Raw genomic sequence first — 26,437 nt, 5'->3', positions numbered from 1 at the left:
CGCCGACCATCGTGCTGGTGTTGGCGGGGCAGTTCATCTTGGCGCTGCTGCTCACTTCGCGGGGAGGGCGTGGGTAGCAATCAGATCACCCAGTGTCTGGATAACCAATAGCTCCGCATAGGCGGGGCTATTGGGGTTAGGCTATTACACGGCTTCAGCAAATTTGTAGAGCCCGACGATTATCGACAGCAACAGCAAACCTATGAAATTCAACCAAATGGACCACAGCAGGCAGGTCTTCAATCTGCTGGGTATCCGTTCAATTTCGGATTTATCCAGAAGCCCTCTACGGATATGAAATCTACTGCAGAGCAGAACACCTCCGATTGTGCAAACCAGCATCCACCGAGACTTGAAACTCAAAGTCCCCAGGTGCGTTTTCTGACGTTCTACCCATGGGCTGCTTCGAACAGTGTCGAACAGAACATCGAAGCCATCCCCCGCAGCGATCCGGCCACTCATAATGAGACCAACGCCCGATATCAAGAACGGAGTTACCAATGCAAGTAACTGCGCGTTACTTGACCACAAATAAGGATTAATAAACTCGCTCATAGATCACCTCTCCAACTCGCTCCCCTCCCTCGCCCCCTAACCAGCCGCCAACTAACGACCCTCCTCCGACCAGCAAAATCGCACACACGGGCGCCCCAATACCGCCGGTACCTATGGCGAAAGCCCCGCAGACGGTGTTGCTGGCAGCCAATGCAGCCTTAGCTCCTACCGCACCACCTCCTAGCCCACCCATAAAGCTTCCTGTCTCGGTAAACCGAACCTTCTTGCACTCTTCTGTTTCTCCGGCCCTGCACACCTCCTGCACTTTCAGTGCGCCGTCCACCGCCACGGGTCGACCGTTGGAGATAAAGAACGGCACCCCTTCGACAAGGGTGCCGACCTTGCCGCACTCAGGGCATGGGGTGGTGCTGTCGCCCTGGCGCAGCACCTCCCGATTGTTCGAGCGATAGCCAACACCGCTGGCGATGCAGGTGGCACCGGTAGTGGTGGTGTCGCCATCCAGTGCCTGGCCTTTGCCATTCAGATTGACGCGAAGCATGTGCAGGTTCCCTTGCTTGAAAAGCTCGGGAACCTAGCAGGTACAAGGTCAGATATTGCCTAGTCAGCAACGAAAGAGACGCTTCCTACACAGAAGCGAGAAGATTCAATGGAACGAGACACACAATCACACAAGCCTACTGCGCCAACAGCACGCCCTGTCACAGGAAGTGCTTAGGCAACCGCTGCCGCCCGGCCATCTCCGTCAGCCGCGCGCCCCAGCTGTCGCGCCAATCCAGTTGCGGCACTTCACGCGGGTCAGTTCGGTGGTGGAAACCAGGCTGTCGCCGTGGCGACCGCAGGCCAGATGGCCGGCGGTCTTGTAGTGAGTCAGCATCTGGGCATCTCCTTCGCGGCTGGGGAATGATCGAGGTGACGGCGTGGCCGGTACGAAGTGAAAGTCACGACGCCGACACGGGTTTCGCCCCTGCCGCGAAGCGAGGGTTCGAGCGGGCTGTCAGATGACCTGACCGCCAGACACCTCGATACGCTGCGCATTGACCCAGCGGTTGTTCTCCGACAACAGGCTGGCCACCATCGGGCCGATATCGTCTGGCACACCCACGCGGCCGAGGGCGGTCATGCCGGCGAACTGCGCATTAAGATCAGGCATGTCACGCACCGCGCCGCCGAGGAAGTCGGTGGCGATCGCGCCAGGGGCCACGGTATTCACGGCAATGCCACGGCTGCCCAGCTCCTTGGCCATGTACAGGGTGAGAATTTCCACCGCCCCTTTGGCGGCGGAATACGCCGAGAAGCCTGGGAAGGAAACCCGCGTAAGGCCCGAGGAATAGTTGACGATACGCCCGCCATCGGCGATCACCGGCAGCAGCGCCTGGGTCAGGAAGAACACCCCTTTCACATGCACATCGAACAGCTCGTCGAACTGCTGCTCGGTGGTTTCGGCAAAGGGCGCCATGGCACCGTGGCCGGCATTGTTCAGCAGGAAATCGAAGGTCGTACGGTTCCACCCGCTTTTCAGCGCCTGGACCAGGCGCTCGCTGAAGCCGCCGAAGCTGGAAACATTGCTGACATCCAGTTGCAGCGCCACGGCCTTGCGCCCCAGTTGGCGGATTTCCTCGACCACCGCGTGGGCCTCGGCCTCGCCGTTGCGGTAAGTGATGACCACGTCGCCGCCCTGTTTGGCGATGCTGATGGCGGCGTTGCGGCCCAGGCCACGGTTGGCACCAGTGACGATTGCGATCTTGCTCATGGGAAAGCTCCTGATGAATGCGCCTCGAGGCCCAAGGCCTGGATGAGAGGCAAAACCTGCCCGTCGAGCCATGTGCCCGAGGGAGTGTTGGGAGATATCGATGAATGCCGTCCGGCGCGCAGCATGTCTGCTTCAAGCAATAGCCATGAAGCATGAGGCGTGATTGCCACGTCCTTGCGAGCCTTAGGAAAAGATCTTTGGCGTACTAAGACCTTGCTGAACCGAAACGGTGACTCGATGGAATTACTGTAGGAAAATCCGGCACACTTGAGAAAGACTTTGTTCGACAGCACCCATGCCTAACAGGTATCGCTCATATGGAACTGCGGCACATTCGCTACTTCGTGGCCGTGGCAGAGGAAGGCAACCTGACTTCTGCCGCCGTCAACCGCCTGCACACCGCTCAGCCCTCGTTGAGCCGGCAGTTGCGTGACCTGGAAGACGAAGTGGGCGCAGAGCTGTTCATCCGCAAGGCCCGGGGCGTGGAATTGACCCCCGCAGGCAGCGCCTTCCTGGAGCAGGCACGGCTGGTGCTCAGCCATGCGGATGAAGCCATCGCCGCCGCACGACGTGCTGCGAAGCCTGCCAAACAGGTGCTTTCGGTGGGGTTCCTGACGGGCCAGGAAGTGGACTGGCTGGCCAATGTCACACGGGTGCTGCAATTCGAGTTGCCCAACATCGAGATCAAGGTGACCAGCTTGCAGTCCCCGTCATTGGCCGACGCGATCCAGCGTGGCGATGTGGACCTCGGCTTCCTGCGGGTGGAGCCTCGCCCCGGCGTGTGCTTCGACGTGGTCGCCAAGGAGCCGCTGCTGGTCATCATGCCGAGCGACCACCGGCTGGCGTCGGTGGGCGATATCGACCCAGCCGAACTGGCCAAGGAAACCTTCATTGGCTATTCGCACATTCCCCATGTATTGCGCGACGTGGTCGCCGAGTACTTTGCCAGCCGCAATATCCAGGTGACGTCCAACTACTTCCTGGATGACTACGGCACGGGTATCTCGCTGATACGCTCAACGGGGGGCGTGGCGATTCTTCCGGCCTATGTAGAGCCGCTACTGCCCTGGACCATCGTCAGCCGACGCCTGAAGGGAGACCAACCTACCGTGGATTTGGCTGCGGGCTACAGAAGCGACAACCCCTCGCCGATTCTCAAGGCATTCCTGCAGAACATCGACCAGGTAAAAATGGCCGGGCCAGGTGGCAGTCGGCGTTCCCCCCTCTAGCCGTGGGGCGGTTCACCGCCCAGCTCCACGACACTCAGCCCGACCTGTCGCGCCACTTCCTTGCGGGGCAAGGTGCCAGCCGCCAGTAGGTTGTGCCCTCGCTCCTGCCTCAAGGCCTTGAGCACCGCGAGCGAAGTCATACCGAAACTCTTCTTGAACTTGCGCTGGAAGGTACGTCGCGACATGTTGCTGGCCTCGGCCATGTCATCGACGGTCCAAGGCAGGGCCAGGTCGCGCTCGATCCGTTCAATCAATGCCTTGAAGGGCACGCCGGCACGGTCTTGCATGCGCAAGACCTCGCTGTACTGCCGCTGGTCTCCCTGGCGACGCAGGTGGACCACCAGGCGGCGCGCCACTTTCTGCGCAACCAACGCACCGCAGTCGCGCTCGATCAGCGCCAGCGCCAGGTCGATGCCTGCGGTCACCCCCGCGCTGGTCCAGTACTTGCCGCTTTCACAGAAAATGCGCTCGTCACACACCGCAAGCGTAGGAAATGCCTGGCGCAGGGCGTCAGCCTTGCGCCAGTGAGTGGTCACCCGCTGCCCTTCGAGCAGGCCCGCCGCCGCCAAAAGGAATGCCCCCGTGCAGACACTGCAAGTGCGCAGGGTCTGGTGATCCTGCGTAACCAGCCACCTTCGCACCTCAGGGTTTTCCAGCGCCGCATGTACCCCCTCACCACCGGGCACGATCAGCGTGTGCAGCGTCGCTACGGGTTCAAGTGGCTGATCGACCAGCACACGCAGCGCCCCATCGCTGGTAGCGGCCACCTCGGCCGGGCCATGGGTGCTGAGCACATAGCGCAGCGCATGCATCTCTTCATTGGCGGCGGCGAAGGCTTGCCAAGGCCCGCTCAGGTCGATGGGTTGGAACCCAGGGAAAACCAGGAAGCCAACTCGAATTGGCGCGGTATCCAGCGTTTTTGGCGCGCATTCGTTCATGAGAGTCTTTACCTTGGGATCTACCTTGAGGTGCTTACAGGAGCCTACACATGCACGTGAATTTTCTGCTGTTTCCTGCACTGACTCAACTCGACCTCACCGGCCCTTACGAGGTGCTGGCACGCGCGCCGGGTTTCACCATCGACTTCGTCTCTTCTTCGATGGACCCCGTTCAATCCGACCGTGGCCTGACGCTGCTCCCCACCGCCACTTTCGACAGCGCCAGGTCATGCGACCTGCTGGTGGTGCCTGGCGGCCCAGGCACCGACACGGTAATGCTCGATCCTGACTGGGTCGCCTTCACCGCCCGCCAAGGCGCGCAAGCCAGGTTCATCCTCGGCATCTGCACTGGGTCGCTGCTATTGGGCGCCGCCGGGTTGCTGCGCGCAAAACGTGCGGCGTGCCACTGGCAGGCACGGGAATTCCTGCCTGCCTTCGGTGCGATTGCCGACGCCTCGCGCATGTGCGTGGACGGCACGCTGTTCACCTCCGGGGGCGTGACCTCAGGTATCGACATGGCACTCAAGGCCGTGGGGTTGATGCTCGACGAGGACACGGCCAGGCAGATCCAGTTGCAAATCGAATACGACCCCGAACCGCCTTTCCCCGGCGGAACACCCCACACTTCGCCAGCGCGGATCGTCGAGCGCTGCCTGGCAGCGAGCCGCGAACGCCATGCCATCCGCGCCGAGGCGGTGAGCCAGGCGGCCCGGGCGCTCGAAGCGGCAACGGCAGGGTAAGCCTGCCCACGTGGGACAGCCCAGTTGCGTGCAGTTTTGATCCATCCCCCCAGAAGTGATAATCACTCCTTGAAGTGATGCCCAATTGCCATTATCGTGGCAGGCCACTGGCTACCAGTGCCAGCGTCAACGGCCATTTCAAGGAATACCCCATGCGTTACTTGCAAGGATGCGCAGTACTTCTGCTGTGCCTGATCTTCACCGGCTGCGCCAACATCCAGCCCCCTGTTGAACTCGACCAGCAGTTCTGGGCCGACAAGGAACAAGTCATCGGCGTGGCCATGACCCCCGTCACGCCACCGCGCCTGATGCTCACCGGCAACCAGGGCCTGCTGGACCTGGCGATCAACACCGGGGTGAACAGCAAGCTCAGCGATCACGTCAGCACCTGGGACCTGGCCGACGTCAACACCCTGCCGGACGCCATCATCGCCAAGCTCCAGGCCAAGGGCTACAAGACCAAGCGCATCGAAGAACGCATCGACCTGGCCAAGTACAAGGAAACCAAGTTCAAGGAAGGCTACATGGAGCGTGACATCACCTCCCTGAAGGCCGCCTACGGAATCGACCGCCTGCTGCTGGTGGCCATCGACAGCACCGGCGCGACCCGCAGCTACTACAGCATCGTGCCGACCAGCGCGCCAATTCCGGTGGTGGCAGGCCGCGGTATCCTGGTGGACGTGCAGGACAGCCGCTTGCTGTGGTTCAAGCGTTTCGAAGTCACCCAGCCCGCGCAGGGCGAGTGGGACCAGCCGGCCTATGGCAACCTGTCCAACGCCTTCTACCAGGCTGTGGATAACAGCCGCCAGCTGTTCGTCACGCCGTTCTCGCAATGAAGCGAGGGCTGTTGCTGGCGCTGCTGCTAAGCGGCTGCGCCCAGCAGGCGCCACGCCCGGCCGATATCCACGACCCCACTGCGCTGCGCTACCTGAACGAGCATGGCGCGCGGGTCGAGGTGCAAACGCCGTCGGCGGGTTGGGTCGATGCCAGCCTGATGATCGACGCCAAGGCTGCCGAGAAAGCCCGCGAGACCAACCAGTCGCTGGCCCACCACGCCACCTCCGGCGGCGGTGCCATCGGCCTGCTGCTGGCCAGCGCGATCAACACCCAGGTGGGCGCTGCGTCCTTGCAGCGTGAAGCGGCCCGCGATGCCAAGCTGGCCGCGCAACCGATGGCCGTGTTGCTGGCCGACCACCCCTACAATGGCAAGCTCCAGCAGCGCTATGGGCAAGCCGCCGGCAATTCCGGGCTGCGGCCGTCCAGCGGGCCGGTCAGCGCGAGCCTGCGTATCACCCCGCAGGTGCTGGTAAGCCCCGATCGCGGCAGCTTCGTGCTGGTAAGCCAGGTAGAGCTGCAGGATATCGCCGGCAGCTTGCTGTATCGCACGCGCATCGAGGTGCAGAGCTTGTCGATGCGCCGCTGTGGTGAGCATTGCATCGATGACGGCGGGCTAGACCCCGAGAAGGTCAATGCGTTGCTCGAAGGCTGTATCGATGAGTCGATGCGGCTTCTCGCGGCGGACCTGAACCAGGGCCTGTCGACCGAGTACGGCAAGGAGCAGACAGTACGCTACCTGCTCGACGGACGGCGGATGGTCGAGCGTGGGCGGTTGCTGCCGACCTCCGGCGAGTACACCCGCTATCGCAACCTGGATGGCGCCTTGAAGGCCGTGCCGATGGCGTTCTTCGCGGCAGCCCAGTAAGGCGGGCTGGCAGGCGACAACACCCCGGGATAACTGCAAGGCCACTCAGGCAACCTGCCTGAGAATTTCGCCGAGGTCTCGCACGGTCGGCAAATCCGGGGCGGCTTGCAGCGTTGCCAGGGAAGGGTTGATCAGAAAGCCTTGGTCGGCGCGCCTGAGCATGGCCAGGTCATTGAACGCATCCCCCACCGCCAGCACCTGCATGCCATCAGCCTGGGCGTTTTCGACGTGCTCTACCTTGCCACGCCTTGGAAAATAAGCGCAGCCCGATACGAACCCTTGGTCATCCGTCAGCAAGCGGTGGCAAAAAGTAGCCGGCCCGCCCAAGGCGTGTAGCAAGGGCGCCGCAAGCTCCTGGAAGCAGTCGGAGATGATGTTGACCCTGTACCCCTTCGCCTCGAGCGCTTGCAGGAACGCAGCGGCGCCGGCAAATGGCTGGACGGCCTGGATGATGCCCTGAACCGCCGCCAAGCTGAGGCCATGCTCGCGCAGCAAGCCGATGCGCTGGCGCATCAGTGCGTCGTAGTCAGGAATTTCACGCGTCGTCGCGAACAGCTCCTTCACACCGCTGTGCACCGCAATTTTCGGCCACAACTCAGGCACCAGTACGCCCTCGAGATCGATGCAGGCCAATTTGACAGAGGCCGACATCAGCGACCTACCCCTGGCAGAACCAGACTGATACCCAACCCGATCAACGCAGAACCGATCACCTTGTCGATCACCTGTTGCTTGGCAAGCATGCGTTGGCGCAACGCCTCGGCGGAAAAGAAGATTGCCACCAGGCTGAACCACAACCAGTGCGATACCGACATGAACAGGCCATAGGCGAAGTTGACGCCCAGCGAATTGGTGGCCTGGACCACCTGGCTATAGGTGGCGACGACGAACAGCATGGTCTTGGGGTTCAAGGCATTGGTCAGGAACCCCATGCCGAAGGCCTTGGCTGCCGAGGGTTGTGGGCCGCTTGCGATGCCAAGCTGCAACGTCGACTTGCTGGTCAGCGATTTCCACCCCAGGTAGACCAGATACCCTGCGCCCACCAACTTCATCGCCATGAACAAGACAGGCGAGTGGGTGATGATAAGCGCGATGCCGAACACGGTATAAAACACATGCACCTGCACTCCGCAGGCAATCCCAAAGGCCGACAACAGGCCGCTGCGCCGCCCGTAGGTGTAGCTGTTGCGCGTGACCATCGCGAAGTCCGGGCCAGGGCTGATCACTGCAAGCACCGTGATTACCGCCACCGCTATCAATTCATTCATGGACTACCTCTCCGAGCGGCATGGGGTCGCCATGCCGCTTCATTATTCATTCAGCGTTTTTTGAAAGTGATGACCAGGACATCCCGGAAAGCAGGCTGCTGCGGGTCGAGTTGCAGGATGGGCGTGACACCGTGCATGACCTGCTCGTCGTTGACGATGGCCGCTTCCATCTCCTCGGCCAGGGTGTATTTGCTCAGCGGCTTTTTGTTGCGGTCATAGATGGTGGTTTCGCCGCTTACAACGTTGACCCGGTTCACCATCATCATGAAGACGAAATTGACCCCATCGCGATGCACCCCTTCCGGGGTAGGCGAGGCTGCCAATTGCGATGCGTTGATCTGGAACTGGTGCACTTCGACATGCCAGGCGAAGAACGGCGACATCCGCCCGAAGAGCGTGCAGCACAGCTCAAGGGCCGCGGTGAACACTTTGTTCCGGGAAATGCCCGGCTCGATAGGGGCGAAGTCCCGCGCGATACCGCCGTTGAGGTTGTTGTAGTCCAGGCTCTGGTAATGGGGTTGGTGGGGTTCCAGCTTGGCGCTGGTAGCACCTGGCGCAACGCTGTAGGTGGCATGGCGGCGGAAGCGGTAGGTGCCTCCGTCGCGCATGAACTGGTCCTGCTCCAGGCGGTTCCAGCTTTGCTGGAACTCGGCCCAATCCTCGGTCACGTCTGGCTCTATGGCGCTCAGCAGGCTGGCCAGCTTTCGCGACGAGATAAAAGAGAAATCTTTTTGCGCGATGTTTTCGCACAGATTATGAACGCTGTGCTGACTTGCGAAATAGGTTTGGCTGATAGTACCTGTCGGCTTGACGCGTTCCATCGTGTTCATATCTTCCCTCCCCGTGTATCCCTAGCCCGTCATTGAGCAGAGGTTGACGCGGAGCATGGCGGCTTGTTCGGCAGATTAAAATCGATTTATAGTTTCTAAAATCTGTGAGATTTCATCGACAATGAAATTGCCCGCCCTGACTGCCTTTCACTTCTTTACCGTTGCCGCCCGGACGCAAAGTTTCGTTCATGCCGCGCGCCTTCTGCATGTCACCCATGGCGCGGTGAGTCGCCAGGTGAGGCAGTTGGAGGAATCGATCGGGGTTGAATTGTTCGAGCGGCGCAACCGCGCGATTTTCCTCAATGACGCCGGGAAGCTTCTCTACAACCTTACAGGCCCGTTCTTCGAGCAACTCGAAAGCACGGTGTACCGGCTCCAGCGGGAATCCCGGGAGGAAACGCTGGTGGTGTCCTGCGAACCGACAATCGCCATGAAATGGCTCATACCGCGGCTGCCAGACTTCCACGCCGCCCACCCCAACCTGCAATTGCAGCTGCTCGCGGCCGGAGGGCCTATCGACTTTCTTCGTTCAGGTGCAGACGTAGCCGTGCGGCGCGACGACTTCTATTGGGACGATTCGATCCATGCACAGACCATCTGTGAAGAGTGGATCGGGCCGGTATGTACCCCCTCGCGCTGGGGGCAGGGCCAGCAGCTGGACGGCGTGCCACTGCTGCGCAGCAAGACGCGGCCAATGGCCTGGGAGAACTGGATGCGCCTGAGCGGCGTGTCGGCCCCCAGTTCGATGAAGCTCGAATATGAGCATTTCTACCTGTGCGTGCAGGCTGCGGCATCTGGGCTGGGCGCCAGTATTTCCTCTGCCCTGATGGTCCAGGACGAACTTCGCAGTAGCCAGTTGATTGCGCCTTTCGGGTTCATGCGTGACGGCTCCAAGTACTGCCTGTTGTCGCCTAAACCGTTCAAGGAGAGCGCCAAGTGCACAGCGTTCCTGGAATGGATAACCGAGCAGATGCAGATCAGTATTCAAGCTATCCAGTCGCCTTGACCGCCAGGCGCAGGCGAAGCACTCACACTGCGCGCCGAACCACCCGCCGATGACAATCCTCCGGGCTCAATACCTTGCCTGACCGAGCGCGCACGGTAATCACCTCGACCGGCTCAGCCGCCAGGTTATCCAACAGCACCGAATGGCTTTCCCCCGCGCGATACAAAAAGCGCTCTCCCCACTGACGCAGGCTGATCACGATAGGAAACGCAGCCCGGCCCATTTCGGTGAGCACATATTCCTTGTAGGCACTGCCATCGGATGCCGGCTGGATCTCGAACACCCCAAGCTCGACCAGGCCCTTGAGCTTCACCGCAAGGATGTTCTTGGCCACTCCCAGGCGCTTTTGAAACTCGTTGAACCGACGTACGTCATCGAACGCTTCGCGGATGATCATCAACGACCAACGGTCGCCGATCGCTTCGAGTGTGCGCGCCACGGGGCATTCGCTGCGCGCCAATTGTTGCTGTCTGGCCATGATTCCTCACACAACGCCAGGTGATCGGAAAGCACCTGATCCTTGGAAAAAGTCCTGATGAAGGTGGTTGCATTTAACAACCTGAATGGGTAGAACACAACGAACCGGTTTCGTTTTGAAACCTAAACAGGGACGGAGCCATGTCGTATACACCTGATGCGCCATTGAAAAAAGTCTTGAAGCGCAGGTATCAGGGCGTGTCCGAAGCACAGCTCCAAACCCTGGGCCGCTACCAGACCCTGCTTTTCTCCATGACCTGCGCCATGGCAGTGGCCAACGTCTATTTCGCCCAACCGTTGCTCGAATCCATGGCCTACAGCCTGTCGGTGCCCGCCAGCAGCATCGGTATCGTCGTCACCGCAACCCAGGCCGGCTATGCGCTTGGCTTGCTGTTCATCGTCCCGCTGGGCGACCTGCTGAACCGCAGGAAACTCATCCTCGCGCAAATGCTCCTGTCAGCGGTGGCGCTGTGCACGGTAGGACTGGCTCGAGACTGGGCCGTGCTGCTCGGAGCGATGGTGCTGGTGGGGCTGATGGCCGTGCTGGTGCAAGTGCTGGTCGCCTACGCCGCGACCCTGGCGAGCCCCGAACAACGCGGCCAGGCAGTGGGCAGCGTGACCAGCGGCGTAGTGCTGGGCATTCTTTTGGCCCGCTTCGTTTCCGGCGCGATGGCCGACCTGGCAGGCTGGCGCAGCGTCTACTTGGCCTCTGCCGCCTTGATGATCGGCATGGCGCTGGTGCTGGCGCGCACTCTCCCGGTTGCCAGCACGCCAACCCTGCAAGGTAGCTACCGGGCATTGCTGCGCTCGATGTTTCAGCTGTTCGTTAGCGAACGCACCCTGCGCGTACGGGGCACCTTCGCGTTGCTGATCTTCGCCGCGTTCAGCGTACTGTGGAGTTCGATGGTGCTGCCGCTCAGCGAACCGGAGCTGGCACTTTCCCACACCCAGATAGGACTGTTCGGGCTGGCAGGCGTAGCCGGCGCCCTGGCAGCAGCGCGAGCCGGACGGCTGGCCGACCGAGGGCTCGGCAACCGTACCACCGCAATGGCCCTGGCATTGCTGACGCTGTCATGGTTGCCAATCGCGTTCGTCAACAGCTCGCTGCTGGCCATGGTGGTGGGCGTGGTGCTGCTGGACTTCGCCGTGCAGGCGGTGCACGTCACCAACCAAAGCCTGATTCTCGCCGCGCGGCCTGATGCGCAAAGTCGCCTGATCGGCGCCTACATGTGCTTCTACTCGGTGGGCAGCGGACTGGGCGCGATCGCCGCCACCTACACCTATGCACACTCAGGCTGGGTAGCCGTGTGCCTGTTGGGCGCGGCCATCAGCGCAGTGGCCCTGCTGTATTGGCTGTTCCTCGAACTGACCTCCCACTAACGTCTCACTCTCGCTCAAGGCAGCATCCATGAAACCACTGCATGTCGTCCTGGCCGTACTCATCACGGCGATCTGGGGTGTCAACTTTTCGGTGATCAAGCTGGGCCTGGCCAGCGTCGACCCGTTCATTCTGGCGGGAATTCGCTTCAGCCTCTGCGCGCTGCCGGCGATCTTCTTCATCCGCAAGCCCGACGTGCCCTGGCGCTACACCATCGGCTATGGCCTGGTGTTCGGCATCGGCTTGTGGGGTGTCGTGAACCTGGGCATCAAGGCCGGGCTGTCGGCCGGTATCGCCTCGCTGGTGCTGCAGTTCAGCGCGTTCTTTACCCTGCTGCTGGGTGGAGTGGTATTCAAGGAGGCGCTGAACCGCTTCCAGGTGCTGGGGATGCTGGTCGCCTTGGGTGGGCTGCTGTGCATCATCACGCTAAGCGATGGCTCGGTGACCCTGCCTGGCGTACTGCTGGTGCTGTTCGGCGCAGCCGCCTGGAGCGTCGCCAACGTCATCAACAAGAAAGCCAGGACCCAGGAGGTATTCGCCTTTCTGGTCTGGTCCAGCGCCTTTGCGCCGCTGCCTTTGTTCGCCCTGGATTATGCGGTGAACGGCAGCGCGGGCTACACAGCCCTGGTGCAACAGCTGGACGCCACGGCGGTGTCGTCGATCCTGTTCCAGGTCTACCCCAATACGCTGTTCGCCTATTGGGTCTGGAACTCGCTGCTCAAGACCTACCCGGTGTCGACGGTGGCGCCGCTGTCGCTGCTGGTGCCGATTTTCGGAATGCTTGGCTCGGTGCTGGTGTTCGATGAAAGCGTGCCGATGAGCAAAGGGCTGGCGGTGATCTTGATCGTACTTGGCCTGGCTGTCGGCCTGTACGGGCAGCGTATTTTCAATGCGCTGTTCGGCCAAACCGTGCGAACGCAACGTTGAGTCGCTCGCAGGGTGTTTTTATTGCACGACGGCACAGAAAGTATCCACACCCTGTTGCCGGGTCTCCACGCTGACATCGCCCTGCGTGAAGTCGTTAACCTGCCAGCGCTGCTGCACTCGCCCTGGAACGCCAGGCAAAACCCAACACCATCAGCAACCCGAGCGCCGCCATGGCCGCGCCTGCCAGGGAAATCGCCGGATAGCCCAGCCCGGCATTGATTACCGCGCCGCCCAGCGCTGCACCAATCGCGTTACCGAAGTTGAAGGCGCCGATATTCACCGCCGAGGCCAGGTTGGGTGCGTCCTTGGCAGCTTCCATCACGCGCATCTGCAGTGGCGGCACCAAGGCGAAGCTGGCGATGCCCCAGACCAGGATGGCTACAGCGGCCGGCAGCGGCCAACGCATCAGCACGGTGAAGGCCAGCAGCACAAGAATAAGCACGCTCAGCGACACGATCAGGGTGCGGTCTATCGAGCGATCGGCCGCCTTGCCGCCCCACATGTTGCCCAGCGTCAAACCCACGCCGAACAGCACCAGCATGGCCGTGATGAAGGCGGTGGACGCGTGGGTCTCGCTGCTGAGGATCGGCGCGATGTAAGTGAAGACCGTGAACATGGCACCCGAGCCGATCACCGTCAGGGCCAACGCCCCCAGCACCGAACCACGCAGCAGCACCTTGATTTCCGCCATCACACCCACACGTGGCGGCGCCGGCAGGTTGGGCAAGGCGAACCACAACGCGACCATGGCAACCACGCCAAGCCCGGTGATCCCCCAGAATGCCGTACGCCAGCCGAGCACTTCGCCAAACCAGGCGGCCAGCGGCACACCTCCGATGGTCGCCAGGGTCAGGCCCATGAACATGGCCGCCACCGCCCCGGCGCGTTTTTCCGGCGCGACCACGCTGGCGGCCACGAGGGAGCCAACGCCAAAGAACGCGCCGTGGTTCAGGGACGTCACCACCCTGGCCACCAGCAGGCTGTAGTAGTCGGTCGCCAACGCCGACATCAGGTTGCCCAGGGTAAAGATCGCCATCAGCCCGACCAGCAGATAGCGCCGGGGAATCTTGCCGGTGGTCAGGGTCATCAACGGCGCCCCCAACAGCACGCCGAGGGCGTAGGCACTGACCAGCAGGCCGGCCGCAGGAATGGAAACGCCGAGATCGGCAGCGATGCCCGGCAACATGCCCATGGGGGCGAACTCGGTAACCCCGATGCCGAAGGCACCGATGGCGAGCGCTACAAGCGGTAGGTTGATTTTCATGGAAAGCTCCTCATCTATGCCGCGAATGCTACGATCCCGACTTAAAAGGCGGTAGATAGCCTTTCCGACAAGCACCTTTGCGTACGGAGCACAAATGGACATCAACGGCAGGTCTGGCGAGATGAGCGTGTTCGTCACAGTGGCCCAGGAAGGCAACTTGTCGGCCGCCGCCCGCGCACTGGGTCTGACCCCTTCGTCGGTCAGCCGCATCATTGCCCGCACCGAACAGCGCCTCGGCACCCGCCTGTTGCTGCGTACCACCCGCACGATCACCTTCACCGCCGAGGGCGAGGCCTACCTGCGCGGCGCCCGGCGCATCCTGGCCGACATGGCCGAAGTCGAGGACGCCATTGCCGACCAGGGCGTCCCCCAGGGCCGTCTGCGGGTCAGTGCCGCCCTCGGCCATGGCCGCCTGGCCATCGTCCCCTTGGTGGCCGCCTTCACCGCCCGTTACCCGAACATCGTCGTCGACCTGACCCTGGGTGACGAAGTGGTCGATATCCTCGCCGGCCAGGCCGACGTGGCGGTGCGCTTCGGCCACCTGCCCGACAGCCCGTTGACCGCGCGCAAGATCGGCGAGACCGGGCAGGCGGTGGTGGCATCGCCCGAGTACCTGGAACGCCATGGCACGCCCCAGGAGCCGGAAGACCTGCTGCGGCATAACTGCCTGCGCTTCAACTTCCACCGCGCGGAGCCCAACTGGCCGTTTATTCGCGATGGGGCGGAGTTTTCCCTGAAAGTGAACGGCACTATCGAATGCAGCAGTGGCGAGGCACTGGCGCAACTCGCGCGGTTGGGGGCCGGCATTGCGCGAATTGGCGCGTTCAGCGTGGCCGAAGAGCTTCGCCGTGGTGATCTGGTGGCGCTTCTGGAGGACTGGAACCCCGGCGACCGGGAGCCTATTCACGCCGTATTCGTGGGGGGCTCGGCGATGCCGGCGCGGGTACGGGTGTTCGTGGATTTTCTGCTGGAGCATCACCGGGATTTCGATGGAGAACGCAGGCTTGGGTAGGCCATTTGCGCGGTTGCCGTATGGCAGCCGGTGCCTGCCCTAGTGCATGGCACCGACGATGCCGGTGCCATGCAGCGAGCTTCTTCCGTGCGCATGTCACGAAATCATCGCAAAACCTCGCTCAGGACTTCGCTCGAACATCGGTCGCAGAAGACGCCTTGCGCACAGCGAGCGCCCCCCAGGCCAAACCCAGCGTCGCGGCAATCACAGACCCGGTCAGCACGCCCAGCTTGGCCGCCCCCAACGCCGCAGGGTCAACGAAGGCAAGGTTGGCAATGAAGATCGACATGGTAAAGCCGATGCCCGCCAACAGCCCGATCAAGACGATGCTGCGCCAGTTCACTTCGGCCGGCAGTGCACACCAGCCCAAGCGAACCATCAACCAGGAGACGCTGATGACGCCCACGGGTTTGCCGATGACCAACGCAGCAATGACGGCCATCATCACCCAGAGCGGGGTCTGATCGGACAGGTCGGCACCGGAAAGACTCACCCCGGCGTTGGCCAACGCGAACAGCGGCATGATGCCAAAGGCGACCCAAGGGTGCAGGGCGCCCTGTATGCGCACCACCGGCGGTACCAGTTCGCGCTGGGCCAAACGCAAGCGCTTCAAGGGGTCCATCAGGTCGCTGGCGTCCTGCTCGGGCGCCTTGGCACGGCCCAGCAACTCGCCGGTAAAACGTGTGACGGCATCCAGGGGACGCTCGCGCATCGGCATGGCCGAGACCGGCGTCATCAGGCCCAGCAACACCCCGGCCAGCGTCGGGTGGGCGCCCGTCATCAGCACGCCCAGCCAGATAACCGCACCAGGCAGGATGTAGGCATAAGCGCTACCCACGCCGATCTTCTGCAGGCCCAGCACCATCAGCACGCCGATCGCGGCAACCCCGAACCCGCTGAAATCCAGGCCTCCCGAGTAGAAGAAGGCGATGATCAGTACCGCGATGATGTCGTCGATGATCGCCAGCGCCAGCAGGAAGACCCGGACATTGGATGGAATCGACCTGCCAAGCAACGCCAGCACACCCACGGCGAAGGCGATATCGGTGGCGGTCGGCACGGCCCAGCCTTGTTGCTCCTGCGGCGCGTGGCCAAAGCTCAGGTAGACGAGCGCGGGGACAGCCACGCCGCCACAGGCTGCGGCCATCGGCAGCGCGGCCTGGCGCAGGTTGGAAAGCGCCCCTTCATGGATCTCGCGACGAATCTCCATGCCGACCACCAGGAAGAACACGGTCATCAGACCGTCGTTGATCCAGAAATGCAGGGGCTGCGAATACACCAGCGTACCCAGGCCGAAGGTCAGCGGGGTGTGCCAAAGGTGCTCGTAGTTTTCGGCGGCAGGAGAGTTGGCCCAAACCAGTGCGGCAAGCGCGGCGATAAGCAGCACGATGCCGCTGACGGTCTCGATATGGAGGAACCGCTCGAAGTTGGCGAAGGCACGCTCGGCCAATGCCTGGGCGCGAGGAAGTTCTCTTTTCTGCATGGGTGCAGGCACTCCCGCAAGGCGGCCCGACCTGCGCTGTTATTTAACCTGCTTCGCTGCGATATGCAGTTAGCACCCGTTCGGCAGTCTACCGAACAATGCATTGCAGATGAACGCATTGTGCAGGTTTTAACAGGCCGGACATTCTCACTTATTACTTGCGCCCCTGCGGCGCGTTCGTTCAACAGGCACTTCGCTGCTGCTAGGCTTTAACGACGTGGCCGTTCTGGCGCGCTGTGTTTATCGCTTTAAAAGGAGAACTGCCGCAATGACTGCAGGCCCAAAACCCAGGAGCACACTCAACCCACCCGTCTTCTATACCAGTGCCATTCTGATCTTTCTTCTGGTGCTGTATGCCTCCGTATTCCAGGAACATGCGCAAACGCTGTTCGATCACGTCCAGGGCTGGATCATCACCAATGCCAGCTGGTTCTACATTCTTGCCGTCGCGCTGGTGCTGATCAGCGTGGTGTTCCTGGCGGTCAGCCGATATGGCGATATCAAGCTTGGGCCAGACCACAGCGAGCCGGATTACCGAAAGAGCACCTGGTTCGCCATGCTGTTCTCGGCCGGCATGGGCATCGGCCTGATGTTCTTTGGCGTGGCGGAGCCAGTGATGCACTTCACCACCCCGCCGCAGGGTGACCCAGGCACAGTGGCCGCCGCTCGCGAAGCCATGAAGATCACGTTTTTCCACTGGGGCCTGCACGCCTGGGCGATCTACGCAATTGTCGCGTTGATCCTGGCCTATTTCAGTTTCCGCAACGGCTTGCCGTTGACCCTGCGCTCGGCGCTTTATCCATTGATTGGCGAACGGATCTACGGCCCAATCGGCCATGCCGTCGATATCTTCGCCATCATCGGCACGGTATTTGGCGTGGCGACTTCGCTGGGTTACGGCGTGCTGCAGATCAACAGCGGCTTTCACCATGTGTTCGGCCTGCCGGTGAACGCCACCGTCCAGGTGATCCTCATCGCCGCCACTTGTGCGCTGGCAACGCTTTCGGTGGCCAGCGGCCTGGATAAAGGCATTCGTATCCTGTCCGAGCTCAACCTGACCCTGGCCGTGATCCTGATGTTGTTCGTACTGCTCCTGGGCCCCACCGTGTTCCTGTTGCAGGCCTACGTGCAGAACACCGGCGCCTACCTGTCGGACATCGTCAACAAGACCTTCAACCTCTACGCCTACGAGCCCACCGACTGGATTGGCGGCTGGACCCTGCTGTACTGGGGCTGGTGGTTGTCCTGGTCGCCCTTCGTAGGTTTGTTCATCGCGCGTATTTCCCGTGGCCGGACCATTCGCGAGTTCGTGTGCGGCGTGCTGTTCGTCCCGGCCGGGTTCACCTTGCTGTGGATGACGGTATTCGGCGACACGGCCATTCACATGATCCTCAACGAGGGGGTGACAAACCTGACCACGGCCATTGACCAGGACACCTCCCTGGCGCTGTTCGCCTTTCTCGAGCACTTCCCGTTCCCCACGGTCATCTCGCTGATCGCGGTGCTGATGGTGGTGGTCTTCTTCGTGACCTCGGCGGACTCCGGGGCCTTGGTGGTCGACATGCTCGCCTCCTCCGGCCAGGGCCATTCCCCGCTCTGGCAGCGGATCTTCTGGTCGCTCAGCATCGGTGCCGTGGCCATTGCCCTGCTGCTGGCCAACGGCCTGAAGGCCTTGCAGACCGCAACCATCGCCAGCGCCCTGCCCTTCTCGGTCATCCTGCTGATCGCCATCTGGGGCCTGTTCAAGGCCCTGAGCCTGGACGCCACCCGGCGCGGCCTGCGCAACCAGGCCTTACCGGGGGGGCGGCACACGCGGCAACACCAGGGCGGCTGGCAGCGCCGCTTGCGTAACATCGCCATGATGCCGCGGCGCGCCCATGTGAGCCGGTTCATCACCGAAGTGGTGAAGCCTGCGTGTGAAGAAGTGGCCGTTGAACTGCGCAAGCAGGGCTATGACGTGACGGTGAACGAGCGTGACGACGGGCGGGTGACGCTGGAGCTTTCGCACGCCGGCGAGGGGCGGTTCCTCTACGAAGTGCGCCCCCGGGCATTCAATACGCCGAGCTTCGTCATGCGCGATACCGAGGACGGTACCGATGCGCGCAAGTATTTCCGCGCCGAGGTGCATTTGCGCGAGGGCGGGCAGGACTACGACATCATGGGATGGAGCCGCGATGATGTGATTGGCGACATTCTCGACCAGTACGAGCGTCACCTGCATTACCTGCATGTGGTGAGCTGACCCGGCTGCCACTGCCTTGCCGATTCAATCACTCAGCGCCAACACGACATCAATGCACCCTCCGCGCCGCTGACCGGGTCTTGCTCAGGCAGCGGCACCTTGGCGATGCGCGCCAGCGCTTGCTGGTGCGCTGCGCTGTCGGGCCGTTGAATGTCGTAGTCTTCCTGCCCGTGAGGATAGGCGCCGACCACCAGGAAGTCGTCGCTGCACTCGATGCAGCGATGACCCGTGCCCGCCGGCAGCACCAGCACATCGCCGCGTTTCACACTCACGCGCTGCCCGGATTCGCCCCCCAGCATCAACCGGGCCTGTCCACAGGCGATGCCCAATACCTCATGCGCGTTGGGATGAAAGTGCTGGTAATCGAAAACCCCGGCCCGCCACATCGGCGTCCAGCGATGGGCCGCAAACAGCGCTTCGAAGGCGCTGGCTGGATCAAGCGAGGGGTCAAGCCGAAGCTGATAGCGCAATACCGGGAATCGGCTGTTCGGCGTAGCGCCGTCGTCGTCGAAATACAGGGTCTGGGCGCGAGCCTCACCAGGGTCGAGAGCGTTCATGCGAGCCTCCAGTAGCGGTAGTCGGTTCACGTGCGAGCCCGCTGGATGACGCTGGGTTCCCCCCGCAAGACCAACGTGCACCCTCTTGAACTTTCGCGTACAGGGCCAAGTCCAGACCCCTATCGATCACTGGACGGGAGAAGGCAATGACCAGCACGGTAGGTGATTTCTTGGTGGAGCGCTTGTATCAGTGGGGTGTGCGGCGCATCTTTGGCTACCCTGGCGACGGCATCAACGGGGTGTTCGGCGCCCTGAGCCGAGCCGAGGGCAAGATCGAGTTCATCCAGGCCCGCCACGAAGAAATGGCAGCGTTCATGGCCAGCGCCCATGCCAAGTTCACCGGTGAGCTGGGCGTTTGCATCGCCACCTCAGGCCCCGGCGCTTCGCACCTGCTCACCGGCCTGTACGATGCGCGCATGGACCACCAGCCCGTGTTGGCCATCGTCGGCCAGCAGGCGCGCGCGGCGCTTGGTGGTCATTACCAGCAAGAACTCGACCTGCTGTCGATGTTCAAGGACGTAGCAGGTGCGTTCGTCCAGCAGGCCTCGACGCCGGAACAGGTCCGCCACTTGCTCGACCGCGCAGTGCGTACCGCCGTTGGCGAGCGCCAGGTCACGGCCCTCATCCTGCCCAACGACCTGCAGGACCTGCCCTACACCGAGCCGCCCAGGGCCCATGGCACCTTGCATTCCGGCATTGGCTACAGCAAACCCAGGGTGGTGCCCTTCGACGCCGACCTGCGGCGCGCCGCCGAGGTACTCAACGCCGGGCGCAAGGTGGCGATCCTGGTCGGTGCCGGTGCCCTGCAAGCGACCGAGCAGGTCACCGCGGTGGCCGAAGCGCTTGGCGCCGGTGTCGCCAAGGCGCTGCTGGGCAAGGCCGTATTGCCGGACGACCTGCCCTGGGTCACCGGCTCCATCGGGTTGCTCGGTACCGAACCCAGCTACCGGCTGATGAGCGAGTGCGACACATTGCTGATGATCGGCTCCGGGTTCCCTTATGCCGAGTTCCTCCCCAAGGAAGGCCAGGCCCGTGGCGTACAGATAGACCTGAAACCAGACATGCTCAGCCTGCGCTATCCCATGGAGGTCAACCTGGTCGGCGATGCCAGCGAAACCCTGAGCGCGCTTTTGCCGTTGCTCGAGCACAAGGCCGAGCGGCGCTGGCGCGACAAGGTCGAAAGCTGGCGCGCGAAGTGGGACAAGACCCTGGAAAAACGCGCCTTGTCCAAAGCCGACCCGATCAACCCGCAGCGCGTGGTACATGAGCTCTCGCCTCGCCTGCCCGACCACGCCATCGTCACCAGCGATTCCGGCTCCTGCGCCAACTGGTTTGCCCGCGACCTGCAGATCCGTCGGGGCATGCAATGTTCCCTGTCCGGCGGACTGGCCAGCATGGGCGCGGCGGTGCCCTACGCCATCGCGGCGAAACTCGCCTACCCGACGCGCAGCGTGGTGGCCCTGGTAGGCGACGGCGCGATGCAGATGAGCAACCTGGCGGAGCTGATCACCGTAGCCAAGTACTGGCAGCAATGGGACAACCCGCAGTGGATCTGCGCCGTGTTCAACAACGAAGACCTCAACCAGGTAACCTGGGAACAACGGGTGATGGAAGGCGACCCAAAGTTCGAGGCGTCGCAGTCGATCCCCGACGTGCCCTACCACCTGTTCGCCATTTCCATCGGCCTGCAAGGCATTTACGTAGAGCGCGAAGAAGACGTCGCCGGCGCCTGGGAACGCGCGCTGGCGGCTGACAGGCCGGTACTGATCGAGTTCAAGACCGATCCGAACGTTCCGCCACTGCCGCCGCACATCAAGCTGGAGCAGGCGAAGAAGTTCGCCACCACCCTGCTCAAAGGCGACCCGGACCAGGCCGGCGTCATCGTGCAAACAGCCAAGCAAGTCCTCAGCTCGGTATTGCCAGGCAAAAAATGAGGATCGCCAGGAACCCGCGCTCCGGCGCGGGTTACCTTCCCAGGCCTGGCCCTAGCGCCGCCGGCGGCGCGCGCCCAACGCTATCCAGACCGGCGCATGGTCACTGGCCTTGGCTTCGTTGCGCACCCAGGCATCCACGCCCGCGCCTTTCAGATAAGGCGCAAGTTCTGGGTTGAGCAGCAGATGATCAATGCGTAGCCCGGCATTGCGTGCCCAGTGATTGCGAAAATAGTCCCAGAACGTGTAGATGCGCTGTTCCGGGTAAAGGTGGCGAACGGCATCGACCCAACCCTGCGCCCGCAGCTGTTCGAAACATTCCCGAGACTCAGGTTGCAGCAGCGCGTCCTTGCGCCACGAGCGCGGGTCGTAGATATCCAGGTCTGTCGGCACCACGTTGAAATCGCCTGCCAGGACCGTGGGGTGGCCACTGCCATGCAACTCCTGCGCATGCTTGATGAGGCACTCGAACCAACGCAGTTTGTAATCGAATTTCGGACCCGGTTGCGGGTTGCCATTGGGCAGGTAAATGCATCCCACCAGCACGCCGTGCACCGCCGCTTCGAGGTAACGGCTTTGCTGATCGTCCTGCATACCGGGCAGACCACGGCGGACCTCCAGCGGTTCGCTGTCGCGCGCCAGAATGGCCACGCCGTTCCATGACGGCTGCCCTTGGTAGAGGCAGCCATAACCTGCCGCCTCGAGCTCCTGGCGAGGAAATTGCTGGTCGGCCGCCTTCAGCTCTTGCAGGCACGCGATATCCGGCTGTTCCCGCTCCAGCCAGGCCAGCAGCGCCGCTAAGCGGCTGCGGATTCCATTGACATTGAAGGTGGCGATCCTCAGCGCTTTCATGCGTCAGGGTCGTTCACGTGGGCTTGCACGGCGTCTTCCAGCGCCCGGACGTGTGCCTCGTCGGCCAATGCCTTCAGCGCCAGCCAGTCGTCCCAGTCGATGGCACCGTCGTTACGCAGGGCCTCGGCAGTGCGAAGCAGTTCGTGATGGTAGGCATCCGGCGACTCTCGTCGATAACTGATGTCGTCGTATTGCGCGTACCAGGCTTCAAGTTCAGGAATGCTGCGGTCGATGGTCATGGCTGCGGCCTCACTGTGTCACTGCTTGTGAGAGCCTGGGCCTGCGCGCAACGTTCAACCGCGGTGTATCGATACCCGCCCAGCGGAAGCACAGCCCAGCCGCCCCAGCCAAACGTCGCACCGTTGAGGCATTGCATTTGAACTTCACACCGGGCCGTGGGCGTCCCAATCAAGATCCATTCAAAACGGGAGATTTTACGATGAGCGCAACACTCAACGGCAAGCGCGTAGCCTTTCTGGTCACCGATGGCTTTGAACAGGTGGAATTGACCGGCCCTCGCGAGGCCTTGGAAAAAAACGGTGCAGTGATCGATATCTTGAGCGACAAGGAAGGGACAGTACGCGGCTGGAACCACGACAAGCCCGCCGACGAATTTGCCGTGGATGCAACTTTCGACAGTGCCCACCTGGATCTCTACGATGCCATCGTACTGCCCGGCGGCGTACAGAACTCCGACAACATTCGCCTGATACCCGGGGCGCAGAAACTGGTTAAAAGCCACAACTCGACAAGCAAGCCTCTGGCGGTGATCTGCCATGGTGCCTGGCTGCTGGTATCGAGCGGCCTGGCGAAGGGTAAACGGATGACCAGCTACGAGACTCTGCAGGACGATATTCGCAACGCCGGTGGCCACTGGGTGGATGAAGAGGTGGTGGTGGACGGCAACCTGATCAGCAGTCGCAAACCGGATGATATTCCGGCGTTCAACGAGCAGTTGATCAGCGCTCTTGCTGGCTAGTGCCTGCCTGAACCCGGGCAGGCTTGTGCCGCTCGCGGCTGCAACCCACGAACACAGGCCAGGGCAGTCACTGCCCCGGCCTGCCACGGCGCCTGTACCTCAGGCCAGCTGGATGTACACCGAATAGCTACCCAGCAGCACCCAGAACACTAGAAAGATCCACGGCGTACGCAGCGAAAACAGCAGGGATTTTCGATGCCCTGCGCGAGATGTCTCGGCCTCGCTGAACAGCGGTGACTCATCATATGCCAACCCCATCAGGGGCTCGCTGCGCAGCAGGTGGCTCTGTTTCAGTTGCCAGTGATCGATGATGTTGTACGCCGCGCGGATGCCTGGCCAGGCATTGAGCGAGCTCAACACGCCGAGCAAGGCGAGGAACGCTGGCACGATCAGGGTAAACATCTCTCCCCACCCTTGATTCATGTTGCCCATGGACGACACGTAGGCGATCACCAGGAACGACTGCGCCGCCAGGTAGGCATCGGTACGGTTGGCCAGAATGCTGGTTTCGTACTGGATTTCGCGCCGGTAGAAATCCAGACGCTCCTTGGGTGAACCGAACATCCTGGCATTGTGCTCGCTGATCTCGTGCTCAGGCGTCGATGGGGTAATGATTCGAGGCACTCGCTGCTCCGGGAATTGGGCTCCGGGCTGGGAAACAAGCGTGGAGCTGAGTCCGGTAGAACAAACGACCGAGCGCAAAATTCAATCGAATCGATACCCGCACCGCTCGTCGTACCAAACGCACATTGAAACCAACTCACCAGGGGCTGATCTTTCGAAACGGTATGAGTGTTCTCAACCGCAGGAGCTTCTACCATGCGAGACTTCCCTACTCCGCCTTTCCCGGCACAACCGCAAACCGTCCCTGGTTCCCAACGCAAGATGGAGCCGTATCCAGACTGCGGTGAACAGTCGTATACCGGCCACAATCGACTGGAAGGAAAAATCGCCCTTATCACCGGAGCCGACAGTGGCATTGGGCGGGCAGTAGCCATTGCCTATGCCCGTGAAGGGGCCGATGTCGCCATCGCTTATCTGGACGAGCATGAGGATGCGCAGGAAACCGCGCGCTGGGTCGAGGCCGCAGGCCGTCAATGCCTGCTGTTGCCAGGAGACCTGGCGCAGAAACAGCACTGCTACGACATCGTCGAAAAGACGGTCAGCCAGTTCGGGCGCATCGACATCCTGGTCAACAACGCGGCGTTCCAGATGTCCCACGAGACGCTGGAAGAAATCGACGATGACGAATGGGTAAAAACCTTCGATACCAATATCACCGCGATCTTCCGCATCTGCCAGGCGGCGCTTCCCTCCATGCCCAAGGGCGGCTCGATCATCAACACCAGTTCGGTCAACTCCGACGATCCATCCCCCAGCCTGCTGGCCTATGCCACGACCAAGGGGGCCATTGCCAACTTCACGGCGGGCCTCGCCCAGTTGCTTGGCAAGAAGGGTATTCGGGTCAACAGCGTGGCTCCCGGCCCCATCTGGACACCCCTGATCCCGGCAACCATGCCTGACGAGGCCGTCAAGAACTTCGGCTCGAGCTACCCCATGGGGCGACCAGGGCAGCCGGTCGAGGTCGCGCCGATCTATGTACTGCTGGGCTCGGATGAGGCCAGCTACATCAGCGGCTCGCGTTACGCAGTCACCGGCGGCAAACCGATCCTTTAGCGAAACGCAGGCTCGCCAGCGCGGCGAGCCTCGCCCCGAATGTTCATCGCGATTCCCGCATCGGTTTTCTGTGTGTGGCCTTTGTTCATGCTGCACGCCTGACCTGGAGACGCCTGAGCGGGAAATCGCCGGGCAGGAACTGCGATGAACCAATTACCCCAGGATCGCGTCCACCGCAAAACAAGCGAGTCGATTCTGATATGGCAACCGACCCTGTACTAGCTGCCCTAGGCTATCTCAAAAACCACAAACTGATCTTGACCACAGCAGAATCGTGCACCGCAGGGGCCATGGTGGCTTTGTTGGCGGCGGTACCCGGTACTGGAGAGGTGCTGGAAAGCGGCTACGTCGTCTACTCCCCCAGCGCCAAGAAGCGCTTGTTGGGCGTGAGCGCCGAAACCATCGAACGTTACGGTTTGACCAGTGAGGCAGTCGCCTGGGAAATGGCCTTGGGGGCCTTGCGAGACAGCGATGCCAATGTGGCGATAGCCACCACGGGCGTTGCCGGGCCGGAACCTGCCTCTGGGATAGCTCCCGGCACCCTGTGCTTTGCCTGGGCTTTTGCCGGCGAGCCAGTCGCCGTTTTCACACGCACCCAACGATTCTTCGGCGAGCGGTCGGATGTCATGCGTCAAGGGGCCCTGTTCGGATTGACCCAGCTTTCCCACTATCACCAGCGTTGGCTGCGCGGCGAACGCGCCTGAGGGCAGCGATCATGTCGGAAGAAGAATGGGTATCCAGGTGCCATCCTGTCCAGGAAGACATGAAGATGCAGCAGCGCGTCTGGCGCTTCGAGCGCGTGGGCTGGTACGTGCTGGTCGCCATCGTGATCCTGGCCTTGGCAGGGTTGTTTGGAAAAGGCCCATTGAGCGATGCCAAGGCGGTGAGCCAGGATGGTCGGGTACAGGTCGAGTATCAGCGCATCAGTCGAAGTGGGACGACCGACAGTCTGTTCATCACCGTCCAGGGAGCCCCAGGCCAGCCGGTGGAAGTGCAACTCGGGGGATCGCTGCTGCGCGACGCCAGTATCGAGACGCTACAGCCTGAGCCGCAACAATCGAAGTCTGACGGCAAGGCCCTGCTGTTCAAGCTGGGTACGAGCCAGGACGGCGTAGCCACCTTGTACCTGACCCTGCGAAGCGAGCACGTGGGTACGCTGCAGGGTACCGTCAGGGCGGGCGCTACAAGCACGGTTCGCTTTTCCACATTCCTTTTCCCCTAGGGGTGCCGCATGGACTCGATTCTCCGCGCAGCTGGTATGTACATCGTCCTCATGTTGCTGTTCCGCGTGGCTGGACGGCGCTCGCTGGCCGATCTGACGACCTTCGATTTCGTCCTGTTGCTGATCATCGGGGAAGCCACCCAGCAGGCCCTTCTGGGTGACGACTTTTCGTTCACCAATGCCATGCTGGTGATCGCTACGCTGATCGTTCTGGACGTCGGCTTGTCGCTCGCAAAACTCAACTCCAAGCACTTGGCCAGGCTTCTGGACGGGCACGCCACCCTGGTCGTCGAGAATGGGCGTTTTCTGCACCACCGGATGCGCCGGGCTCGCCTCACCGAGGACGACATCCTTGAGTCTGCGCGGGACAGCCAAGGCATCGAGCGCATCGAGCAGGTCAAGTTCGCCATCGTCGAGCGTAATGGAAAGATTTCGATCATTCCCGCCGAGTAAGACG

At 62.0% G+C, this 26,437-nt stretch carries 29 protein-coding genes; 15 read left to right on the top strand and 14 right to left on the bottom strand.

The genetic code is table 11. From position 1 onward, the window contains the following. Positions 1 to 538: 538 nt before the first annotated feature. From RAC97_RS21230 to RAC97_RS21220, 3 genes are all read right to left on the bottom strand, one after another. Positions 539 to 1,054, bottom strand: coding sequence for a hypothetical protein (locus tag RAC97_RS21230; RefSeq protein ID WP_375101477.1), 516 nt, complete (start codon positions 1,052 to 1,054; stop codon positions 539 to 541). 204 nt (positions 1,055 to 1,258) lie between these two features. Then, on the bottom strand, positions 1,259 to 1,390 hold the full coding sequence (locus RAC97_RS21225; protein WP_375101541.1) for a hypothetical protein: 132 nt from the start codon (positions 1,388 to 1,390) through the stop codon (positions 1,259 to 1,261). Between the two features lie 120 nt (positions 1,391 to 1,510). After that, positions 1,511 to 2,266, bottom strand: a complete 756-nt coding sequence (locus RAC97_RS21220; protein ID WP_375101478.1) for an SDR family NAD(P)-dependent oxidoreductase — start codon at positions 2,264 to 2,266, stop codon at positions 1,511 to 1,513. A gap of 317 nt (positions 2,267 to 2,583) precedes the next feature. Between RAC97_RS21220 and RAC97_RS21215 the strand changes: the two genes are divergently transcribed. Further along, on the top strand, positions 2,584 to 3,495 hold the full coding sequence (locus tag RAC97_RS21215; protein ID WP_375101479.1) for a LysR substrate-binding domain-containing protein: 912 nt from the start codon (positions 2,584 to 2,586) through the stop codon (positions 3,493 to 3,495). On the opposite strand, the gene RAC97_RS21210 is transcribed toward RAC97_RS21215, so the two are convergent. Continuing rightward, positions 3,492 to 4,433, bottom strand: a complete 942-nt coding sequence (locus RAC97_RS21210) for a GlxA family transcriptional regulator (protein WP_375101480.1) — start codon at positions 4,431 to 4,433, stop codon at positions 3,492 to 3,494. The genes RAC97_RS21215 and RAC97_RS21210 overlap by 4 nt on opposite strands. Before the next feature lie 50 nt (positions 4,434 to 4,483). On the opposite strand from RAC97_RS21210, the gene RAC97_RS21205 reads away from it, so the two are divergent. The 3 genes from RAC97_RS21205 to RAC97_RS21195 all read left to right on the top strand — a co-directional run bounded on the left by RAC97_RS21205 (position 4,484) and on the right by RAC97_RS21195 (position 6,875). Further along, positions 4,484 to 5,173, top strand: a complete 690-nt coding sequence (locus RAC97_RS21205) for a DJ-1/PfpI family protein (protein ID WP_375101481.1) — start codon at positions 4,484 to 4,486, stop codon at positions 5,171 to 5,173. A 152-nt stretch (positions 5,174 to 5,325) separates the two neighbouring features. Further along, positions 5,326 to 6,009, top strand: coding sequence for a hypothetical protein (locus RAC97_RS21200; protein ID WP_375101482.1), 684 nt, complete (start codon positions 5,326 to 5,328; stop codon positions 6,007 to 6,009). Continuing rightward, a complete protein-coding gene (locus RAC97_RS21195) occupies positions 6,006 to 6,875 on the top strand; it encodes a hypothetical protein (RefSeq protein WP_375101483.1) in 870 nt (289 codons plus the stop codon). Before RAC97_RS21200 ends, RAC97_RS21195 begins: the two co-directional genes overlap by 4 nt. Before the next feature lie 45 nt (positions 6,876 to 6,920). Here RAC97_RS21195 and thrH read toward each other — a convergent pair whose 3' ends face one another. The 3 genes from thrH to RAC97_RS21180 are packed head-to-tail and all read right to left on the bottom strand — an operon-like array spanning position 6,921 to position 8,973. Further along, entirely contained in the window at positions 6,921 to 7,526 is a 606-nt protein-coding gene (thrH, locus tag RAC97_RS21190) for a bifunctional phosphoserine phosphatase/homoserine phosphotransferase ThrH (protein ID WP_375101484.1), read from the bottom strand. Next, a complete protein-coding gene (locus RAC97_RS21185) occupies positions 7,526 to 8,143 on the bottom strand; it encodes a LysE family translocator (protein WP_375101485.1) in 618 nt (205 codons plus the stop codon). The genes thrH and RAC97_RS21185 overlap by 1 nt, the downstream gene beginning before the upstream one ends. 50 nt (positions 8,144 to 8,193) lie before the next feature. Continuing rightward, a complete protein-coding gene (locus RAC97_RS21180) occupies positions 8,194 to 8,973 on the bottom strand; it encodes a 2OG-Fe dioxygenase family protein (protein ID WP_375101486.1) in 780 nt (259 codons plus the stop codon). Positions 8,974 to 9,094: 121 nt separating this feature from the next. Here RAC97_RS21180 and RAC97_RS21175 point away from each other — a divergent pair, with 121 nt between their 5' ends. After that, entirely contained in the window at positions 9,095 to 9,979 is an 885-nt protein-coding gene (locus RAC97_RS21175; protein WP_375101487.1) for a LysR substrate-binding domain-containing protein, read from the top strand. Positions 9,980 to 10,001: 22 nt separating this feature from the next. Here RAC97_RS21175 and RAC97_RS21170 read toward each other — a convergent pair whose 3' ends face one another. Further along, positions 10,002 to 10,457, bottom strand: coding sequence for a winged helix-turn-helix transcriptional regulator (locus RAC97_RS21170; RefSeq protein ID WP_375101488.1), 456 nt, complete (start codon positions 10,455 to 10,457; stop codon positions 10,002 to 10,004). 251 nt (positions 10,458 to 10,708) lie between these two features. Between RAC97_RS21170 and RAC97_RS21165 the strand changes: the two genes are divergently transcribed. Then, positions 10,709 to 11,836, top strand: coding sequence for an MFS transporter (locus tag RAC97_RS21165; RefSeq protein ID WP_375101540.1), 1,128 nt, complete (start codon positions 10,709 to 10,711; stop codon positions 11,834 to 11,836). 28 nt (positions 11,837 to 11,864) lie between these two features. Next, complete coding sequence (locus RAC97_RS21160; RefSeq protein WP_375101489.1) at positions 11,865 to 12,761, top strand: EamA family transporter; 897 nt, start codon at positions 11,865 to 11,867, stop codon at positions 12,759 to 12,761. Between the two features lie 94 nt (positions 12,762 to 12,855). On the opposite strand, the gene RAC97_RS21155 is transcribed toward RAC97_RS21160, so the two are convergent. Then, on the bottom strand, positions 12,856 to 14,025 hold the full coding sequence (locus tag RAC97_RS21155) for an MFS transporter (RefSeq protein ID WP_375101490.1): 1,170 nt from the start codon (positions 14,023 to 14,025) through the stop codon (positions 12,856 to 12,858). A 94-nt stretch (positions 14,026 to 14,119) separates the two neighbouring features. Here RAC97_RS21155 and RAC97_RS21150 point away from each other — a divergent pair, with 94 nt between their 5' ends. Next, positions 14,120 to 15,037, top strand: coding sequence for a LysR family transcriptional regulator (locus tag RAC97_RS21150; RefSeq protein ID WP_375101491.1), 918 nt, complete (start codon positions 14,120 to 14,122; stop codon positions 15,035 to 15,037). A gap of 121 nt (positions 15,038 to 15,158) precedes the next feature. Here the strand turns inward: RAC97_RS21150 and nhaA are convergent, their stop codons facing one another. Next, on the bottom strand, positions 15,159 to 16,520 hold the full coding sequence (gene nhaA / locus RAC97_RS21145) for a Na+/H+ antiporter NhaA (protein WP_375101492.1): 1,362 nt from the start codon (positions 16,518 to 16,520) through the stop codon (positions 15,159 to 15,161). Between the two features lie 268 nt (positions 16,521 to 16,788). Here nhaA and RAC97_RS21140 point away from each other — a divergent pair, with 268 nt between their 5' ends. After that, positions 16,789 to 18,762, top strand: a complete 1,974-nt coding sequence (locus RAC97_RS21140) for a BCCT family transporter (RefSeq protein ID WP_375101493.1) — start codon at positions 16,789 to 16,791, stop codon at positions 18,760 to 18,762. A gap of 32 nt (positions 18,763 to 18,794) precedes the next feature. On the opposite strand, the gene RAC97_RS21135 is transcribed toward RAC97_RS21140, so the two are convergent. Continuing rightward, positions 18,795 to 19,319 carry a cupin domain-containing protein gene (locus RAC97_RS21135; RefSeq protein ID WP_375101494.1) on the bottom strand — a complete coding sequence of 175 codons (525 nt, stop codon included), beginning with the start codon at positions 19,317 to 19,319 and terminating at the stop codon, positions 18,795 to 18,797. A 146-nt stretch (positions 19,320 to 19,465) separates the two neighbouring features. Between RAC97_RS21135 and RAC97_RS21130 the strand changes: the two genes are divergently transcribed. Then, complete coding sequence (locus RAC97_RS21130; RefSeq protein WP_375101495.1) at positions 19,466 to 21,253, top strand: thiamine pyrophosphate-requiring protein; 1,788 nt, start codon at positions 19,466 to 19,468, stop codon at positions 21,251 to 21,253. A gap of 51 nt (positions 21,254 to 21,304) precedes the next feature. Here RAC97_RS21130 and xth read toward each other — a convergent pair whose 3' ends face one another. Then, positions 21,305 to 22,102: an exodeoxyribonuclease III gene (gene xth, locus RAC97_RS21125; protein WP_375101496.1), complete on the bottom strand. Its 798-nt coding sequence runs from the start codon at positions 22,100 to 22,102 to the stop codon at positions 21,305 to 21,307. After that, on the bottom strand, positions 22,099 to 22,341 hold the full coding sequence (locus RAC97_RS21120) for a hypothetical protein (protein ID WP_375101497.1): 243 nt from the start codon (positions 22,339 to 22,341) through the stop codon (positions 22,099 to 22,101). Before RAC97_RS21120 ends, xth begins: the two co-directional genes overlap by 4 nt. Positions 22,342 to 22,541: 200 nt before the next feature. On the opposite strand from RAC97_RS21120, the gene RAC97_RS21115 reads away from it, so the two are divergent. Beyond that, positions 22,542 to 23,081, top strand: a complete 540-nt coding sequence (locus RAC97_RS21115; RefSeq protein WP_375101498.1) for a type 1 glutamine amidotransferase domain-containing protein — start codon at positions 22,542 to 22,544, stop codon at positions 23,079 to 23,081. A 99-nt stretch (positions 23,082 to 23,180) separates the two neighbouring features. Here RAC97_RS21115 and RAC97_RS21110 read toward each other — a convergent pair whose 3' ends face one another. Further along, positions 23,181 to 23,705, bottom strand: a complete 525-nt coding sequence (locus tag RAC97_RS21110; protein WP_375101499.1) for a hypothetical protein — start codon at positions 23,703 to 23,705, stop codon at positions 23,181 to 23,183. A 195-nt stretch (positions 23,706 to 23,900) separates the two neighbouring features. Between RAC97_RS21110 and RAC97_RS21105 the strand changes: the two genes are divergently transcribed. The 4 genes from RAC97_RS21105 to RAC97_RS21090 all read left to right on the top strand — a co-directional run bounded on the left by RAC97_RS21105 (position 23,901) and on the right by RAC97_RS21090 (position 26,433). Further along, positions 23,901 to 24,758, top strand: coding sequence for a glucose 1-dehydrogenase (locus tag RAC97_RS21105; RefSeq protein WP_375101500.1), 858 nt, complete (start codon positions 23,901 to 23,903; stop codon positions 24,756 to 24,758). A 200-nt stretch (positions 24,759 to 24,958) separates the two neighbouring features. Further along, the gene (locus RAC97_RS21100; protein ID WP_375101501.1) at positions 24,959 to 25,462 is read left to right on the top strand and encodes a CinA family protein; all 504 of its coding nucleotides are present in this window, start codon (positions 24,959 to 24,961) and stop codon (positions 25,460 to 25,462) included. 65 nt (positions 25,463 to 25,527) lie between these two features. After that, complete coding sequence (locus RAC97_RS21095; protein ID WP_375101502.1) at positions 25,528 to 25,980, top strand: hypothetical protein; 453 nt, start codon at positions 25,528 to 25,530, stop codon at positions 25,978 to 25,980. A 9-nt stretch (positions 25,981 to 25,989) separates the two neighbouring features. Further along, positions 25,990 to 26,433, top strand: coding sequence for a DUF421 domain-containing protein (locus RAC97_RS21090; protein ID WP_375101503.1), 444 nt, complete (start codon positions 25,990 to 25,992; stop codon positions 26,431 to 26,433). The last annotated feature ends 4 nt before the right edge of the window (positions 26,434 to 26,437 follow it).

Origin of the sequence: Pseudomonas sp. LS_2 (assembly GCF_042709235.1) — a bacterium.
Lineage (GTDB): Bacteria > Pseudomonadota > Gammaproteobacteria > Pseudomonadales > Pseudomonadaceae > Aquipseudomonas.
The sequence above is the reverse complement of the archived record's forward strand: the minus strand, read 5'-3'. Positions and strand labels throughout refer to the sequence as shown.